This is a genomic window from Rhizobium sp. 01N447_2, from assembly GCF_056399245.1.
Window position 1 is genome coordinate 134,034 of record NZ_JBFTQY010000005.1, and the last position, 14,893, is coordinate 148,926.

The 14,893-nt window shown below is 61.5% G+C and carries 14 protein-coding genes; 8 read left to right on the forward strand and 6 right to left on the reverse strand.

The genetic code is table 11. The features are described from left to right. Positions 1–51: 51 nt before the first annotated feature. From AC1ECN_RS05030 to AC1ECN_RS05040, 3 genes are all read right to left on the reverse strand, one after another. Entirely contained in the window at positions 52–579 is a 528-nt protein-coding gene (locus tag AC1ECN_RS05030) for a lytic transglycosylase domain-containing protein (RefSeq protein ID WP_024320773.1), read from the reverse strand. Positions 580–841: 262 nt separating this feature from the next. Further along, positions 842–1,603, reverse strand: a complete 762-nt coding sequence (locus tag AC1ECN_RS05035) for an N-acetylmuramoyl-L-alanine amidase (protein WP_130661957.1) — start codon at positions 1,601–1,603, stop codon at positions 842–844. Beyond that, entirely contained in the window at positions 1,600–2,307 is a 708-nt protein-coding gene (locus AC1ECN_RS05040) for a J domain-containing protein (protein ID WP_003561040.1), read from the reverse strand. Before AC1ECN_RS05040 ends, AC1ECN_RS05035 begins: the two co-directional genes overlap by 4 nt. Before the next feature lie 409 nt (positions 2,308–2,716). Between AC1ECN_RS05040 and AC1ECN_RS05045 the strand changes: the two genes are divergently transcribed. The 3 genes from AC1ECN_RS05045 to AC1ECN_RS05055 all read left to right on the forward strand — a co-directional run bounded on the left by AC1ECN_RS05045 (position 2,717) and on the right by AC1ECN_RS05055 (position 5,669). Beyond that, entirely contained in the window at positions 2,717–3,928 is a 1,212-nt protein-coding gene (locus AC1ECN_RS05045; RefSeq protein ID WP_075224119.1) for a pyrophosphate--fructose-6-phosphate 1-phosphotransferase, read from the forward strand. 57 nt (positions 3,929–3,985) lie between these two features. Then, positions 3,986–4,621, forward strand: coding sequence for a LysE family translocator (locus AC1ECN_RS05050; protein ID WP_017965118.1), 636 nt, complete (start codon positions 3,986–3,988; stop codon positions 4,619–4,621). A gap of 115 nt (positions 4,622–4,736) precedes the next feature. After that, complete coding sequence (locus AC1ECN_RS05055) at positions 4,737–5,669, forward strand: lytic transglycosylase domain-containing protein (protein ID WP_075224120.1); 933 nt, start codon at positions 4,737–4,739, stop codon at positions 5,667–5,669. Between the two features lie 29 nt (positions 5,670–5,698). Here AC1ECN_RS05055 and AC1ECN_RS05060 read toward each other — a convergent pair whose 3' ends face one another. Then, positions 5,699–7,123, reverse strand: a complete 1,425-nt coding sequence (locus tag AC1ECN_RS05060) for a serine hydrolase domain-containing protein (protein WP_130672901.1) — start codon at positions 7,121–7,123, stop codon at positions 5,699–5,701. A gap of 217 nt (positions 7,124–7,340) precedes the next feature. Here AC1ECN_RS05060 and AC1ECN_RS05065 point away from each other — a divergent pair, with 217 nt between their 5' ends. The 5 genes from AC1ECN_RS05065 to AC1ECN_RS05085 all read left to right on the forward strand — a co-directional run bounded on the left by AC1ECN_RS05065 (position 7,341) and on the right by AC1ECN_RS05085 (position 12,517). Next, a complete protein-coding gene (locus AC1ECN_RS05065; protein ID WP_130661959.1) occupies positions 7,341–8,585 on the forward strand; it encodes a BtaA family protein in 1,245 nt (414 codons plus the stop codon). Continuing rightward, positions 8,582–9,256 carry a class I SAM-dependent methyltransferase gene (locus tag AC1ECN_RS05070; RefSeq protein WP_130672902.1) on the forward strand — a complete coding sequence of 225 codons (675 nt, stop codon included), beginning with the start codon at positions 8,582–8,584 and terminating at the stop codon, positions 9,254–9,256. The genes AC1ECN_RS05065 and AC1ECN_RS05070 overlap by 4 nt, the downstream gene beginning before the upstream one ends. 125 nt (positions 9,257–9,381) lie before the next feature. Beyond that, positions 9,382–10,179: a glycoside hydrolase family 25 protein gene (locus tag AC1ECN_RS05075; RefSeq protein WP_477952354.1), complete on the forward strand. Its 798-nt coding sequence runs from the start codon at positions 9,382–9,384 to the stop codon at positions 10,177–10,179. A gap of 81 nt (positions 10,180–10,260) precedes the next feature. Beyond that, on the forward strand, positions 10,261–11,478 hold the full coding sequence (locus tag AC1ECN_RS05080; RefSeq protein ID WP_026171052.1) for a lytic murein transglycosylase: 1,218 nt from the start codon (positions 10,261–10,263) through the stop codon (positions 11,476–11,478). Between the two features lie 133 nt (positions 11,479–11,611). After that, positions 11,612–12,517 (forward strand): DMT family transporter, encoded by a 906-nt coding sequence (locus AC1ECN_RS05085; RefSeq protein WP_018074124.1) that lies wholly within the window; start codon positions 11,612–11,614, stop codon positions 12,515–12,517. A gap of 464 nt (positions 12,518–12,981) precedes the next feature. Here AC1ECN_RS05085 and metF read toward each other — a convergent pair whose 3' ends face one another. Continuing rightward, entirely contained in the window at positions 12,982–13,899 is a 918-nt protein-coding gene (metF, locus tag AC1ECN_RS05090) for a methylenetetrahydrofolate reductase [NAD(P)H] (protein ID WP_477952356.1), read from the reverse strand. A gap of 1 nt (position 13,900) precedes the next feature. Then, the coding region (locus tag AC1ECN_RS05095; protein WP_477952358.1) for an ArsR/SmtB family transcription factor at positions 13,901–14,893 on the reverse strand (993 nt) is incomplete at its 5' end.

Sequence of the window (14,893 nt, forward strand, 5' to 3'; positions counted from 1 at the left end):
TATCCGCAAAAATGCCGCAAGGGAATTTCGTCCCGACGCGACTGGCCATGCTCAGTCGAGCATTGCCAGGACCTTGCCGCAATAGGTCTTCGACACCGGGTTCATGCGCGTGGCGGCATGGCCGGCATTGTATTTCAGGATGGTGTTGCAGGTCTGCCCGCCGCCAAGCTGATGGGCGGCCGCCAGATATTTCATGCCGTATTTGATGTTGGTCTCCGGATCGAACAGGCCCTTCCTCGAGCCGGAATAGCCCATCATCCGCGCCGTCGCCGGCTTGATCTGCATCAGGCCGACTTCGCCGGCGCTGCCGCGGGCATTCGGATTGAAATTGCTCTCGACGCGCACGACGGCCTGGGCGAGTGCCACGGGCACGTTGTATTCAGCGGCATATTTGTTGATCAGGGAGGCATAGGGAGTGCTCGTGGAGAAATCCGGCATGGCATAGCCGCTCTGGCGATCGACGGTTTTCAGCGAGATGGTTTCGGCCCTGGCACCCCAGTCATCATTCGCCAAGGCAAAACTATATCCCGCCAGCAGCATGCCAACACATGCCGCAGCACCAACAATCATATTCTTCATGTAGTCTCTTCACTCCGACCCAAAGAATTACAGGACTGCGCGCCTCGCTGTCATCCGGTCACACGCGATCAATGACTGATCGCGTTCCGCAGCAATTCTTATCGTTTCATTTGGCGCTCATGGTTACACTTGAAAACAGCCGTGAGCGCTGTTCAGCGGGCGTTCTTAGACCATCGCAATGAGGAGATAATAGGGAAATGATGTGGCGAGGTGGATTTCACGCCGGCCGCAAGAAATCAGCCCTGATATCCGGCTCTTCCGGTCAGGAATAACGCGGCAATGCTGAAAGCAGCCGGTGCAGCGTGTCGATCGTCGAGAAATCGGCGATGCCATCCACCCGTTCGGGCCGGAAATGGCGCTGGAAAGCTTTCACGTCGCTCGCCGTTTTTTCGGAGAATTCACCCGTGATTTCAGTGCCGTAACCATAGAGTGACAGCATCGATTGCAGCGCCTCGACAGGCTGGCCTGTATCGCCGCGCTGGAAGAAGCGCCCGCCGGTGATCGTTGCCGGTTCGACCCAGTGCCCGATGCCTGCCCGGTGGAGCTCGGCCCAGGGGAATTTCTCGCCCGGATCGACCTTGCGGATCGGGGCGACATCGGAATGCCCGAGCACCCGTTCCGGCGTGATCGACCAACGTTTGACACAGTCGCGACACAATTCGATCACCGCAGCGATCTGCTCTTTCGGATAATCAGGAAGCCCGCCCGGATGGCCGGCATTGGCGATCTCGATGCCGATCGACAGCGAATTGATATCAGTCTCGCCGTGCCAGCTGCTTTTTCCCGCGTGCCAGGCACGCCGTGTTTCCGGCACGAGCTGCACCACCTCGCCGTTCTCATGCACGAAATAGTGGCTGGAAACTTGGCTCTCGGCGCGACAGAGCCAGTCGAGCGCACCATCTGCCGTCGGCATGCCGGTATAGTGCAGCAGGATCATGTCGGGACGGCGCCCATCCGCCCGCTCGCCATGGTTCGGCGAAGGCTGCACGCGGGCGCTGCTGCAGTCGGCCCCGAAAGAGGTCATGCGGCGCGGCGTTCCTTCTCGATCGCCTCATAGGCCGCGTTCAGCGCCGCCATGCGCTCATTGGCAATCACGTGGAATTCCTTCGGCACGCCGCGCGAGATCAGCCGATCGGGATGATGTTCGCTGACGAGGCCGTGGTAACGGCGGCGGATGGTCGGGAAATCATCCGAAGGCGAGACGCCGAGCACCTTGTAGGGATCGCCGCCGGACGAGACGTGGCGGGCGGCAATCTGCTCGAAGCGAGTTTCGCTCATCTGGAAGATCTCGCCGATATGGCGCAGAAAATTCAGTTCCTTCTCGTGGATCAGCCCGTCGGCCTTGGCGATGTGAAAGAGGCCGTCGAGCACGTCTTCCAGCACCGGGCAATTGGCCGCACAGGTGACGCAGAGCGTGGAGAGCCGTTCGGCATAGGCTTCGTAGCCGGCGACGTCCTGCCGCGCGAGGTTGTAAAGCCTGGCGACATTCTTTGCCTGATCCTGCGGGAATTCGAAGATTTCGCGGAAGGCTTCGACCTCCTTCTCGCTGACGATGCCGTCGGCCTTGGCCATCTTGGCCGACAGAGCGATGATCGCCACGGAGAAAGCCACCTTACGCCGGGTCTCGGGATCGCCTTCGAAAACCGTGCGGATAGCCTCGACCACCGCAGACAGCGCATTGCCTGCGGTATTGCCAATGGCATTCAACAGTTTTTCCCAGAAGGACATCGAAAATCTCACACACTTGTCAACTTATACGCAAAACAGCTTGACCAAAGAATCGCAGCCTTTGCAAGGCGACTATTGGTCGTAGGGCCGAACACAGTTTTCACGATTTGGTAATTGTCGCACCGCAGCAAACGATTCATCGCGCCCGCTTCATCTCGTATAAGGCGACTGGCCGGCAGTCGCCGGCACCGCCCGGCACGGGGCTCCGGTGCGCGCGACGGAAATTTCCACAACAGTTCTCGGCAAGCAGATCGGGCTTGAAACGATTATATCGCACTTCCAGTCGCCTTTGCAGTCCAACGCGGCAGAAAGGCGCGTTTTTCGTAAATTCTTTACTTTACAGGCCCCTTTCCCTGCCGCATCCATGCGCTAGGTAACGCCGCCGCACCGAAACGCCATAGGAGGGATCATGGCCAAGCAGAAAGTCGCAATGCTGACCGCCGGAGGCCTGGCGCCCTGTCTCTCTTCCGCTGTCGGTGGCCTCATCGAACGCTACAGCGACGTCGCGCCCGATCTCGATATCGTCGCCTACAAGTCGGGCTACCAGGGTGTGCTCATCGGCGACAGCCTCGAGATCACCCGCGAGATGCGCGAAAAGGCGCCGCTGCTGCACCGCTATGGCGGCTCGCCGATCGGCAATAGCCGCGTCAAGCTCACCAATGCCGCCGACTGCGTCAAGCGCGGCCTGGTCAAGGAAGGCGAGAACCCGCTGCGGGTCGCCGCCGAACGCCTTGCCAATGACGGCATCACCATTCTCCACACGATCGGCGGCGACGACACCAACACCACGGCCGCCGACCTTGCAGCCTACCTCGCCGCCAACGGCTACGATCTGACCGTCGTCGGCCTGCCGAAGACTGTCGACAATGACGTCGTACCGATCCGCCAGTCGCTCGGCGCCTGGACGGCCGCCGAAGTTGGCGCGCATTTCTTCGACAATGTCGGCAACGAGCAGACGGCCGCGCCCCGCACTCTCGTCATCCACGAGGTGATGGGCCGCCATTCTGGCTGGCTGACGGCCGCCACCGCTCGCGCCTATCTCCAGCGCACCAGCAGCAACCAGTATGTCGATGGCTTGATGATGGACGCGCATCTGAAGAGCATCGACGCCGTCTACCTGCCTGAGATGGCCTTCGACCTCGACGCCGAGGCCGCCCGCCTGAGGGAAAGCATGGACCGCAACGGCCATGCCACGGTCTTTGTCTCGGAAGGCGCATGCCTCGACGCCATCGTCGCCGAGCGCGAAGCCGCCGGCGAGACCGTCAAGCGCGATGCCTTCGGCCATGTGAAGATCGACACGATCAATGTCGGCGCCTGGTTCCAGAAGCAGTTCGCCAATCTCTTGAACGCCGAGCGTTCCCTCGTGCAGAAATCGGGCTATTTCGCCCGCTCGGCGCCCGCCAACGGCGATGACCTCAGGCTGATCCAGAGCATGGTCGATCTCGCCGTCGAAAGCGCGCTCAATAAAGTCTCCGGCGTCACCGGCCATGATGAAGGCCAGAACGGTAAATTGCGCACTATAGAATTCCCGCGCATCAAGGGCGGCAAGACTTTTGACCTTTCGACGGGATGGTTTGCCGAAGTCATGGACAATATAGGCCAGAAATACAAAGAAGCGTGATTGACGGATGGTTAATATGATGTCTTTGCTTATTTCTGAGGAATAGGAGGAGACACCATGTCACTTGAAGCTTGGCTCGCTTTTGCGGCCGCATCCGCCATCATGCTGGCCATACCGGGACCGACGATACTTCTCGTCGTTTCCTATGCGCTCGGTCATGGACGCAGGACGGCGTTTGCGACGGTGAGCGGCGTGGCGCTTGGTGACTTCACGGCGATGACGGCTTCCCTCTTCGGTCTTGGTGCCGTTCTGGCCGCCTCCGCGACCCTCTTCACCGTCTTGAAGTGGATCGGCGGCGCCTACCTGATCTGGTTGGGAATCAAGCTCTGGCGGGCTCCCATCATCGGCGAACCGGTTGCCGACAACGACAATCTGCCGGAGGAGAAGTCGCTCAAGATCTTCCTCCACGCCTATGTCGTCACCGCCCTCAATCCGAAGAGCATCATCTTCTTCGTCGCCTTCGTGCCGCAGTTCCTCAATCCGGCCCTGCCCTTTGTCGGGCAGATGGCGATCATGGAAGCGACCTTCCTTGTGCTGGCGATCCTCAACGCCTCCACCTACGCTTTTCTCGCCCATACCGCGCGCGGACTGATTCGCAAGGCGAGCATCCAGCGCGCCGTAAACCGCACCGGAGGCACTCTGCTGATCGCTGCAGGTGCCGTAACAGCCGGGTATCGCCGTATTGCAGCCTAGTAATATTCCGTGGTTGCCGGAATGTCACGAATAGGTTAATGGGGTCACCAGGGCTTAAGGTTTTTGGTAACTTTTATACGCTGCCGGGGCGGCGCGATTTCACGAAAGTGGCGGAATGGTAGCGATCGGATTATCCGGCCTGAAACGCAGTCTTGTCGTTTCCACGATACTCTGCGGCATGATGACGGGATGTGCGAGCGTCGAATACACGTCCCAGGCCGAACTGACAGCTGTCCAGACCGTCGTGCCGATGCCGAAACCTGGCGAAGATGCAACACTCGCCGCGATCCCGACAGCCGAAGGCGCAGCCGGTCAGGCGGTTGCAGGCGCCACCATTCCCCAGGCATCATCCCCCTCCCTGACCGCAACGGCGATGCCGGCCGTGACAGCTTCTCAGCCTGGCGATCTTACCATGCAGCCGGCGGCCTATGCGCAGATCCCGCTGACGCCCGAGATGACGGCGATCCAGTCCGTCGTGCCGACGCCGCGTCCGGGAACGCCGGCACAGCCGACAACGCAGCTTGCCTTTGCCGCCACACCGCAAAACAGCGCGCTTGCAGCACTTGCCGCAGTCGACACCACGCCGCGCGCCAGCATGGACTACGGTTTCGACGAATCCGGGCCGATCGATCCGCCGACGGCGCCCCCGATGTTCAGCGACGACGACAAAGACGACGCGCCGACGGTCGAGAAGAGCTTTGTCACCAAGCTCATCGCCAAATATTCGAAGGTCTACGAAATTCCCGAGACGTTGCTTCACCGCATCGTCCATCGCGAGAGCCGCTATAATCCGAAGGCCTACAATAAGCGCGGCTATTTCGGCCTCATGCAGATCAAGTACAACACCGCCAAGTCCATGGGTTATGACGGTGCCCCGGGCGGCCTCTTTGATGCCGAGACCAACATCAAATATGCCGCGAAATATCTGCGCGGCGCCTGGCTCGTCTCCGACAGTAAGGAAGACGATGCCGTCCGCCTGTATGCGCGCGGCTATTATTACGACGCCAAGCGCAAGGGCATGACCGACATCGCCCAAGGTAATTATTGAAATCTGGAGATAACGGCTGAAGCCGCTGCCTATGGCTGCGGCTGTGTCTGTCGTTGCGATCCGGCCTGCTGTTGCGGCCCACGTGGTTGCGGCAATGCCGCCAGGATCGCCTTGAGCAGCACCTGCGGCTGATAGTCGAGCCGGCTCGGCGTCAGGCCAAGCCTGACGACGATCAGACTGGCGGAGGGGACGATCGCCATGCTCTGCCCGTCATGCCCCGTCAGCCAGAACGTATCCTCCGGCAACCCGAACGCGGCGCTTGAGCCGCCAGGAGCGAGCCAAGCCTGACCCTGCGTATACCGCCCGTTCGATGCTGCCGTCGGGGTGCGCATGGCGCCGACGAAACCCTCCGGTAACAGCCGCTGGCCGTTCCACACGCCATCCTGCAGCAGGAACTGCCCGAAGCGCGCCCAGTCATGCGCCGTCGCATAGAGATAGGAGCTTCCGGCAAAGGTGCCGCGCGCATCGAGTTCGAACACCGCGCTCGTCATGCCGAGCGGCGAAAACAACGCGTCGTGCGGATAAGAAAAGGCCGCCTGAGCATTGCCGACCCTGTCCATCCAGATGCGCGACAGCAGCACGGCCGTGCCGCTCGAATAGCGGAAGCGTTGGCCGGGTGCCGCCTCCATCGGTGCATTGGCCGGCAGCGATACCATGTCGGGATCGAGATAGAGCATGCGCGTCACATCGGCGACGTCGCCATAGTCCTCGTTGAAGGCGAGGCCGCTCTCCATGCCGAGCAGGTCGGAAACCTTGATTCTGGCGCGCGTATCGTTCTTCCACTGCGCCAACAGGTTATCATCGTCGAAAGAGATCTTGCCGCCGAGCATGAGCCGGCCGAGGACCGCCGCATTCACCGTCTTCGTCATCGACCAACCGATTAGCGGCGTCTTTGCAGAGAAGCCGGGGCCATAGGCCTCAGTGACGATGCGGCCATTGCGCACCACGACGATCGCCCGCATTGCTGGGCCGGCAACTCCGGCATCGGCCAGCAGCGCGGCGATCTTCCCGTCCGCCGGATTGTCGATGCCCTCGCCCTCCGGCCACAAGGCGTCATTCGCCTGCATCTTGGCCGGCGGATCGAAGGGCGCCGCATTCGCCGCCGCCTCGAAATTACCGTCCGGCACGCTCGTGCAGCCGAAAGCGCCGCGATAGAGCGCATAACTCGGCGCAAACAGCCCCATGAAGCGCGCCGTCACACGGTCGTTGTCGCGGTCGACGCTGACGCGCACCAGCCGCAGCAACGGATTTCCGGGCGCCTGGACATCGTCATGGAGCACGTCCTCAGCCCCCCGGCCGGCGATGAAGACGTTGGAGCAGACGATCTTGGCGGCATAACCGTCGCCGACGCGCAGCAATTCCGGCGGCCGGATGAAGAGCCAGCCGGCAGCAGCGATGACGACGAGAACGAGAAGGAGAGCGAGCGCCTTCAGGATACGCAGGACAAATCGCATGGCATTCCTCCTGCCGGGAGAGAAGCAGGAATCGCACGCGCCGGAAAGGGGCCGAAGCGAAGAACGGCCATCATCCCGATCACTTTCCCAGGAGAGCCACCCGGTCGCTCTCCCGAGGAGGTCGAAGTCTCCCAGGAACGGCGCCTCCACAGCCCGCGTCATCAAACTGTAGCAGAGGCGCGTTACACGCCCTGAACGCTAAAAAGGTGACAGACTCATGTCAGAATTTGCACCGGATGCCGGCTTCCGCAAGAACCGGAAACTCAAGGACGCCCTTCTCCGCCACAAGGCTTTTTCGAAGGATGGCTTTTCCGAGCGTCTCTTCGGCCTTCTCTTTTCCGGCCTCGTCTATCCGCAGATCTGGGAGGATCCGGATCTCGACATGCAGGCGATGGAGCTGAAGCCCAACCATCGCATCGTCACCATCGGTTCTGGCGGCTGCAACATGCTCGCCTATCTCTCCAAGGCGCCGGCCTCAATCGACGTCGTCGATCTCAACCCGCACCACATCGCCCTGAACCGCCTGAAGCTTGCCGCCTTCAAGCACCTTCCCGGCCATGCCGATCTCGTCCGCTTCCTGGCGATGCCGAACGAGAAGTCGAACAGCCGCACCTACGACCAGCATCTCGCCGCCCGCCTCGATGAGGCGACCCGCAGCTACTGGAACGGCCGCAAGTTCGGCCGCCGCCGTGTCACCGTCTTCGACCGCAACATCTACGAAACCGGTCTGCTCGGCCGCTTCATCGGCGCGGCCCATCTTCTTGCCCGCCTGCATGGTGTCAAGCTGCGCGAGATGACCAAGACCCGCTCAATCCGCGAGCAGCGCCAGTTCTTCGACGAGCAGATCGCGCCGCTCTTCGAAAAGCCGGTCGTGCGCTGGATCACCGGTCGCAAGAGCTCGCTCTTCGGCCTCGGCATTCCGCCGCAGCAATATGACGAACTTGCAAGCCTTGCCGCCGATCATTCGATCGCGCCGGTGTTGAAGCACCGCCTGGAAAAGCTCGCCTGTCATTTCCCGATGAGCGACAACTATTTCGCCTGGCAGGCCTTCGGCCGGCGCTACGGCACCGAAGCGGAAGGCCCGCTGCCGACCTATCTGAAGTCGGAGCACTATGAGGTGATCCGCGCCAATGTCGACCGCGTCAACGTCCACCACGCAAGCTTCACCGAGCTTCTGGCGCGCGAGCCGGCCGCCTCGCGCGACCGCTACATCCTGCTCGACGCGCAGGACTGGATGACCGACGAGCAACTGAACGACGTCTGGACGGAAATCACCCGCACGGCGCGCGAAGGCGCCCGCGTGATCTTCCGCACCGCCGCCGAAAAGAGCATCATCGAAGGCCGTCTGGCGCCTGTGATCCGCGACCAGTGGGATTACTTTGAGGAGAAGTCACGTGAGCTGACCGCGCTCGATCGCTCGGCAATCTATGGCGGCTTCCACATCTACGGGAAGAAGGCGTGAGCAAGGTCGGCACTGAGACGTCAGGAAAGAGCGATGAACATGCCAGCCTGATGGATGGCATGTATCGCTACCAGCGCCATATCTACGACCTGACCCGCAAATATTATCTTCTCGGCCGCGACAACACGATCCGCAATCTCGACGTGCCCGAAGGCGGCACTCTGCTTGAAGTCGGCTGCGGCACCGGGCGCAACATGGCCTTCGCCCACCGGCATTTCCCGACCGCCAAGCTGTTCGGCCTCGACATATCCCAGGAAATGCTGATTTCGGCGCGCAGAACCTTCGCCACCAAGGCGACGATCCCGGAATTCCGCGTCGCCGATGCCACGGCGTTCACACCGCGCGAATTCGGCGTCAGCGGCTTCGACCGCATCCTGATTTCCTATGCCCTGTCGATGATCCCGGACTGGGAGCGCGCCGTCGATGCATCGATCGCCGCACTCAATCCCGGCGGCCAGCTGCACATCGTCGATTTCGGCCAGCAAGAAGGCTTGCCGGGCTGGTTCCGGCGCATGCTGCAGTCCTGGCTTGCGAAATTCCACGTCACCCCGCGCCCCGATCTGCGGGAGGTCCTGGAAGCGCAAGCCCATGAAAACAACGCGATATTGTTGTTCGATACCGTCGGCGGCGGTTATGCCTGGCGGGCTGCTATTATCTGCAAGCGCTTATAATTCGCTTGAAACTAACCGATTTTTTACGTTGATATGGTGAAAAGAGGGTTATCCTCTGCTGACTCGTCTTTTTCGAAGGTCAGGCTGTGGGGCAAAGAGATCATTCGAGTTACGACAGGACGCCCATGCGCCGGTTTTTGTTTTGCGTTTTGCCCCTGGCCATCCTGCTGGCCGGCTGCAGCTCCTCCGGTCATGACTATCTCGAAACGGCATCGATCAAACCGAAGACACGCTTCAAGGATACCGATCCGCAGGATTTCGGGGCGAAGCATCCGCAGCAGAATGCGATCCACGGCATCGACATCTCCAAATGGCAGGGCGATATCGACTGGGGCACGGTGAAGAATTCCGGAGTGGCCTTCGCCTTCATCAAGGCGACGGAAGGCAAGGACAGGGTCGATCCGCGCTTCGACGAATACTGGCGCGAGGCCCGCGCCGCCGGCATCCCGCACGCTCCCTATCACTTCTATTATTTCYGCTCCTCCGCCGACGAGCAGGCCGACTGGTTCATCCGCAACGTGCCGAAGGAGGCCATGCGCCTGCCGCCGGTGCTTGACGTCGAATGGAACGCCGAATCGAAGACCTGCCGCTACCGCCCCGACGCTGAAACCGTGCGCGCCGCAATGCAGCGTTTCATGGACCGGCTGGAGGCCTATTACGGCAAACGCCCGATCATCTATACCTCGGTCGATTTCCATCGCGACAATCTCGCCGGCTACTTCCAGGATTATCATTTCTGGGTCCGTTCGGTGGCAAAACACCCCGAGGTGACCTACTCCGACCGCCGCTGGGCCTTCTGGCAATATACCTCGACCGGCGTTATTCCTGGCATCAGTGGGCCGACCGATATCAATGTCTTCGCCGGCAGCGCAAAGAACTGGAACAATTGGGTCGCGACCGTTTCCAAGGATAGAAATTCTTAGTAACGTCTTGCGATGTTTCTTGCTTCCGTCACATTCGTCTGTGAAAGCGACGGCAATCTGTTTGATATAAGGACCGCATCCATGCACCGCTCGCTCGCAAGCCGCTCTGCACTCGCCCTTCTGTTTGCCCTCGCCCTCGCAGGCGGCGCGGCCGCCCAGCAGGCGCCAGACGCAGCCCCGGCAGCGCCCTGCGGCGGCGATCTGTCCGCCTTCCTCGACGGCGTCAAGAAAGATGCGGTCGCAGCCGGCGCCAGTGCTGCAGCCGCCGACGAGGCCTTCGCCGGCGCCGAGATCGACCCCAAGGTGCTGAGCCGGGATCGCGCTCAGGGCGTCTTCAAGCAGACCTTCCTCGAATTCTCACAGCGCACCGTCAGCCAGGCCCGCCTCGACATCGGCCGCCAGAAGATGAAGCAATATGCCGACGTCTTTGCCCGCGCCGAGCAGGAGTTCGGCGTCCCGCCGGGCGTCATCACCGCCTTCTGGGCGATGGAAACCGATTTCGGCGCCGTCCAGGGCGATTTCAACACCCGCAACGCCCTGGTGACGCTGTCGCATGACTGCCGCCGCCCGGAACTCTTCCGCCCGCAACTGATCGCCCTTGTCGAGATGGTTCAGCACGGCGACCTCGACCCCGCCACCAATACCGGCGCCTGGGCCGGCGAGATCGGCCAGGTGCAGATGCTGCCGCGCGACATCATTGCCTATGGCATGGATGGCGACGGTGACGGTCATATCCGCCTGAAGCAAAGCAGCCCGGACGCCATCCTGACGGCGGCGAAATTCATCCAGCATCTCGGCTTCGAGCGCGGCCAGCCCTGGCTGCAGGAAGTGACCCTGCCCGACAATCTGCCCTGGGAAAAATCCGGCCTCGGCGGCACGATGAAAGCGGGAGAATGGTTCGCGCTTGGCGTCAAGCCGCGCGACGGCAATACCGCCTTCGGCAACCTCGAAGGCGACCTCGTTCTGCCGCAGGGCCGCATGGGACCGGCCTTCATCGCCTATCCCAATTTCAAGATCTATCTCGAATGGAACAAGTCGTTCATCTACACGACCTCGGCTGCCTATTTCGGGACGCGCCTTTCGGGCGCCGAACCCTATCTCAAGGGCGTGCCGGAACAGGGGCTCGCCAGCGACCAGATGAAGGCGCTGCAGACCAAGCTGCAGTCGCTCGGCCATGATGTCGGCGAGATCGACGGCATCCTCGGCTCCGGCACGCGTGTCGCGATCCAGAAGGAACAGCAGCGCCTCGGCATGCCGGCCGACGGCTGGGCGACGCCTGCCCTTCTCAATGCTCTCTGATCCCCGCTGACATTTTACCGCCGCCCGCTTCGCAAGAAACGGGTGGCGCGGTCCGCCACCTGCGCTAAAGCATCAGGTCGAAATCCGGTGCCGGCTTTCGGCAAAACGAGCGGCTCACGGTGGAGGAATCGGCATGGACAGCAGGATGAATGCCTGGACCTGGGGCCTGCTGGTCCTGCTCGGCCTGATCTGGGGTGGCTCCTTCTTCTTTGCCCGCATCGCCGTCCAGCATGTGCCGCCGCTGACCCTCGTCTTCTTCAGGCTGCTGCTCGCGGCGCTGGCGCTGCATACTTATATCGCCGGCCGTTTTGAATTCTATGCGATCCTCAAGGCCCGCTGGTGCGAATTCCTGATCCTCGGGCTCATCAACAATGCCCTACCGCATGCGCTGATCTTCTTCGGCCAGACCCGCATCGGCGCCGGTCTTGCGGCGATTCTGAATGCGACGACACCGATCTGGACCGTGCTGATCGCCAACTACTTCACATCAGACGAGAAGCTGTCACCGGCAAAGATCGCCGGCTGCCTGGTCGGTTTGGCCGGAACGATCGTGCTGATCGGCCCCGGCATGTCGGCTGGTGGCGAAGCGCCGCTCTGGGCGTTGTTTCTTCCCGTACTTGCCGCCATCTCCTATGGCTTCGCCGCCACTTACGGCAAACGCTTCAAGGATGTTCCTGCTCCTGTCACTGCCGCCGGCCAGTTGACCGCCTCATCGCTGATTGCGCTGCCGCTGTCGCTGCTGGCCGATCGTCCCTGGGCGCTTGCCGCACCGCCGCTGGATGCGCTCCTGGCCATCCTGGCGCTGGCGCTGCTGTCGACGGCCTTCGGCTACATCCTCTATTTCCGGATCATGGCAACCGCCGGCGCCACCAACGCCTCGCTCGTCACCCTGCTGGTGCCGCCGAGCGCCATCCTTCTCGGCGTGCTTTTCCTCGGCGAAAGGCTCGCACTTGGCGAATTGGCCGGCATGGCGCTGATCGGTTTCGGCCTCATCATTCTCGATGGCCGCGCCTATCGCCTGCTGGCGAAAGCTGTTTGAACCGGTTGCGAATTTCGCATGTTTTCAACCGGTTGCCGATCCGCCATGTTTTAGACGCATAGGTAAATCCACAATCGCCTGATTTAACGGCATGTTAAATTGTGTGAACAAAAATTTGTTGAAAATTATTGATCTATTTCAAAGGCTTGCAAGAGCACTATTCGACTTATCCACTGAACCGTTCTGCAGCGCAGCATAAGATCTGCTTCCCAACCGACATATTTCAGACATATTATCGGCGGGTTAACGCGAGGAGACAGACATGGGACTCACGCAATCCTTGAATGTTCTGTTGGTCAGTGCAGCGTTTGCTTTCGTCTTGTCCATGCTCTTCATCTGAGCCGGCCGACGAAAGTATGACGACTGATAGTGCCTAAACTCCTGGATAGCTGATCAATCCGCCAACGAAAAAGCGCATGTCCCGCCCGACATGCGCTTTTCACTTTTACAGCGCCGCGCGTCTTTCAGACGCGCAAAGATAAGGCGGCTGCGCCCGCACTTTTTGCCGCCGAGCGGGAGAGGCCGAGATTGTCGAGCACAGCGGAAACCAGCGGCGCACGGTTCATCGTATAGAGATGAAAATCATGGATGCCACGCCGGACGAGATCCTCGATCTGTTCGGCAGCGACTTCGGCGGCGACCTTCGCCCGCTCCTCGGGCTTGTCGTCGAAGCCTTCAAAGCGCTCGTCGAGGAAGGCGGGGATGATTGTGCCGCAGGCCCCGGCAAAGCGTTTCAGCTGCGTCAGGTTCTGGATCGGCATGATGCCGGGCACAACGGGGATCGAGATGCCGGCGCCGCGCACCCGCTCCAGATAGCGCTCGAAATTGTCGTTGTCGAAGAAGAACTGCGTCAGCGCCCGGTCGGCGCCATTGTCGGCCTTGCGCTTCAGCATGTCGATATCGGCCGCCGTATCGCGGCTTTCCGGGTGCTTTTCCGGATAGGCGGAGACCGAAATCTCGAAATCGCCAATTTCCTTGAGGCCAGCCACCAGCWCCGCCGCATTGGCATAACCGCCGGGATGCGGCTGGTAGGGCGCGCCGGCGCCGCCTGGCGCATCGCCGCGCAGCGCCACGAAATGCGTTACGCCGGCTTTGCGGAACGTATCGACCACCTGATGCGTCTCCTCCTTGGTCGCACCGACACAGGTGAGATGCGAGGCGGTGGCAAGCGGCGTCTGTGAGAGGAAACGCGTGACAGCGGTCAGCGTCGGCGCCTTCGTGGTGCCGCCGGCGCCATAGGTCACCGACACGAAATCCGGATCCCAGTCCTGCAGCTGGCTGACGGTATGCCAGAGCTGCCCTTCCATCTCTTCCGATTTCGGCGGGAAGAATTCGAAGGAGACCCTGATGTTGCGGCCGCGTGCTTCGTTTTTCAAAGCCATGTCATACCCTCCCGGCAAATGTAGGTTCAGCGCCCTCGCTCGTCTGCGAAGCCATGAGGCGCCTCGGATCGCGCGCGAGCCAGACGGTGACCGTCAACCCTTGCCCGCTTTGCTGACCCGGATGAAGATCGACGGCCTGCTCGACGTCGAGCCCGGCCTTGCGCAGCCAGTCGGACATCGCCTGGTGCGAAAAGCCGAGACGGACATGCGCATGCTCGTCGCGCAGATATTCGAGCGTGTGCGGCGCCAGGTCGATGACCACGAGCCGACCACCCGGCCGGAGCATGCGCGCCGCTTCCGCGATCGCAATTTCCGGCTGATCGAAGAAATGCAGCACTTGATGGATCGTCACTAGGTCGAAATCCTGTCCCTCGAACGGCAGGTTCAGGATATCGGCGTGGCGCACGGTGGCCTTGGTGATGCGGGACTTGTCGAGATTGGCGCGCGCCACGCTCAGCATGTCGCGGCTGGCATCGACTCCGATCGCCCGGCGGTAGAGGCCGGATAGAAGCTCGAGGATGCGGCCGGTGCCGGTGCCGAGATCAAGCAGCGAATCGATCGGCTGGTTGCCGAGCAGCCGGATGACAGCGGCGTCGACCTCCTCATCAGCCGCATGCAGGCGGCGAAGCTCGTCCCATTCGGCCGCGTTGCGGCTGAAATAGGCCTGCGCCCGCTCGGCACGCTGGCGCTTGACTTGCGAAAGCCGCTCGCCATCGCGAAGGATGGTCGGATCGTTCTCGGAGACATGCTTGAGTAGCGCCCGCACCAGCATGGCCGCCTTGCCGTCCTGCTTCAGTCGGAAATAGGCCCAGGCGCCCTCCTGGTAGCGTTCGATCAGTTCGGCTTCGCCGAGCAGCTTCAGATGGCGGGAGATGCGCGGCTGGGACTGGCCGAGAATTTCGGTAAGATCGGTCACCGTCAGGTCGCCGCCGTCAAGAAGCGCCAGAAGACGCAGGCGCGTGGGCTCGCCGGCCGCCTTCAAGACGTCCACCAG

Bases quoted from the DNA above. Each gene is read 5' to 3' on its own strand.
- AC1ECN_RS05030 (WP_024320773.1), bottom strand. From the start codon at position 579: ATGAAGAATATGATTGTTGGTGCTGCGGCATGTGTTGGCATGCTGCTG.
- AC1ECN_RS05035 (WP_130661957.1), bottom strand. From the start codon at position 1,603: ATGACCTCTTTCGGGGCCGACTGCAGCAGCGCCCGCGTGCAGCCTTCG.
- AC1ECN_RS05040 (WP_003561040.1), bottom strand. From the start codon at position 2,307: ATGTCCTTCTGGGAAAAACTGTTGAATGCCATTGGCAATACCGCAGGC.
- AC1ECN_RS05045 (WP_075224119.1), top strand. From the start codon at position 2,717: ATGGCCAAGCAGAAAGTCGCAATGCTGACCGCCGGAGGCCTGGCGCCC.
- AC1ECN_RS05050 (WP_017965118.1), top strand. From the start codon at position 3,986: ATGTCACTTGAAGCTTGGCTCGCTTTTGCGGCCGCATCCGCCATCATG.
- AC1ECN_RS05055 (WP_075224120.1), top strand. From the start codon at position 4,737: ATGGTAGCGATCGGATTATCCGGCCTGAAACGCAGTCTTGTCGTTTCC.
- AC1ECN_RS05060 (WP_130672901.1), bottom strand. From the start codon at position 7,123: ATGCGATTTGTCCTGCGTATCCTGAAGGCGCTCGCTCTCCTTCTCGTT.
- AC1ECN_RS05065 (WP_130661959.1), top strand. From the start codon at position 7,341: ATGTCAGAATTTGCACCGGATGCCGGCTTCCGCAAGAACCGGAAACTC.
- AC1ECN_RS05080 (WP_026171052.1), top strand. From the start codon at position 10,261: ATGCACCGCTCGCTCGCAAGCCGCTCTGCACTCGCCCTTCTGTTTGCC.
- AC1ECN_RS05085 (WP_018074124.1), top strand. From the start codon at position 11,612: ATGGACAGCAGGATGAATGCCTGGACCTGGGGCCTGCTGGTCCTGCTC.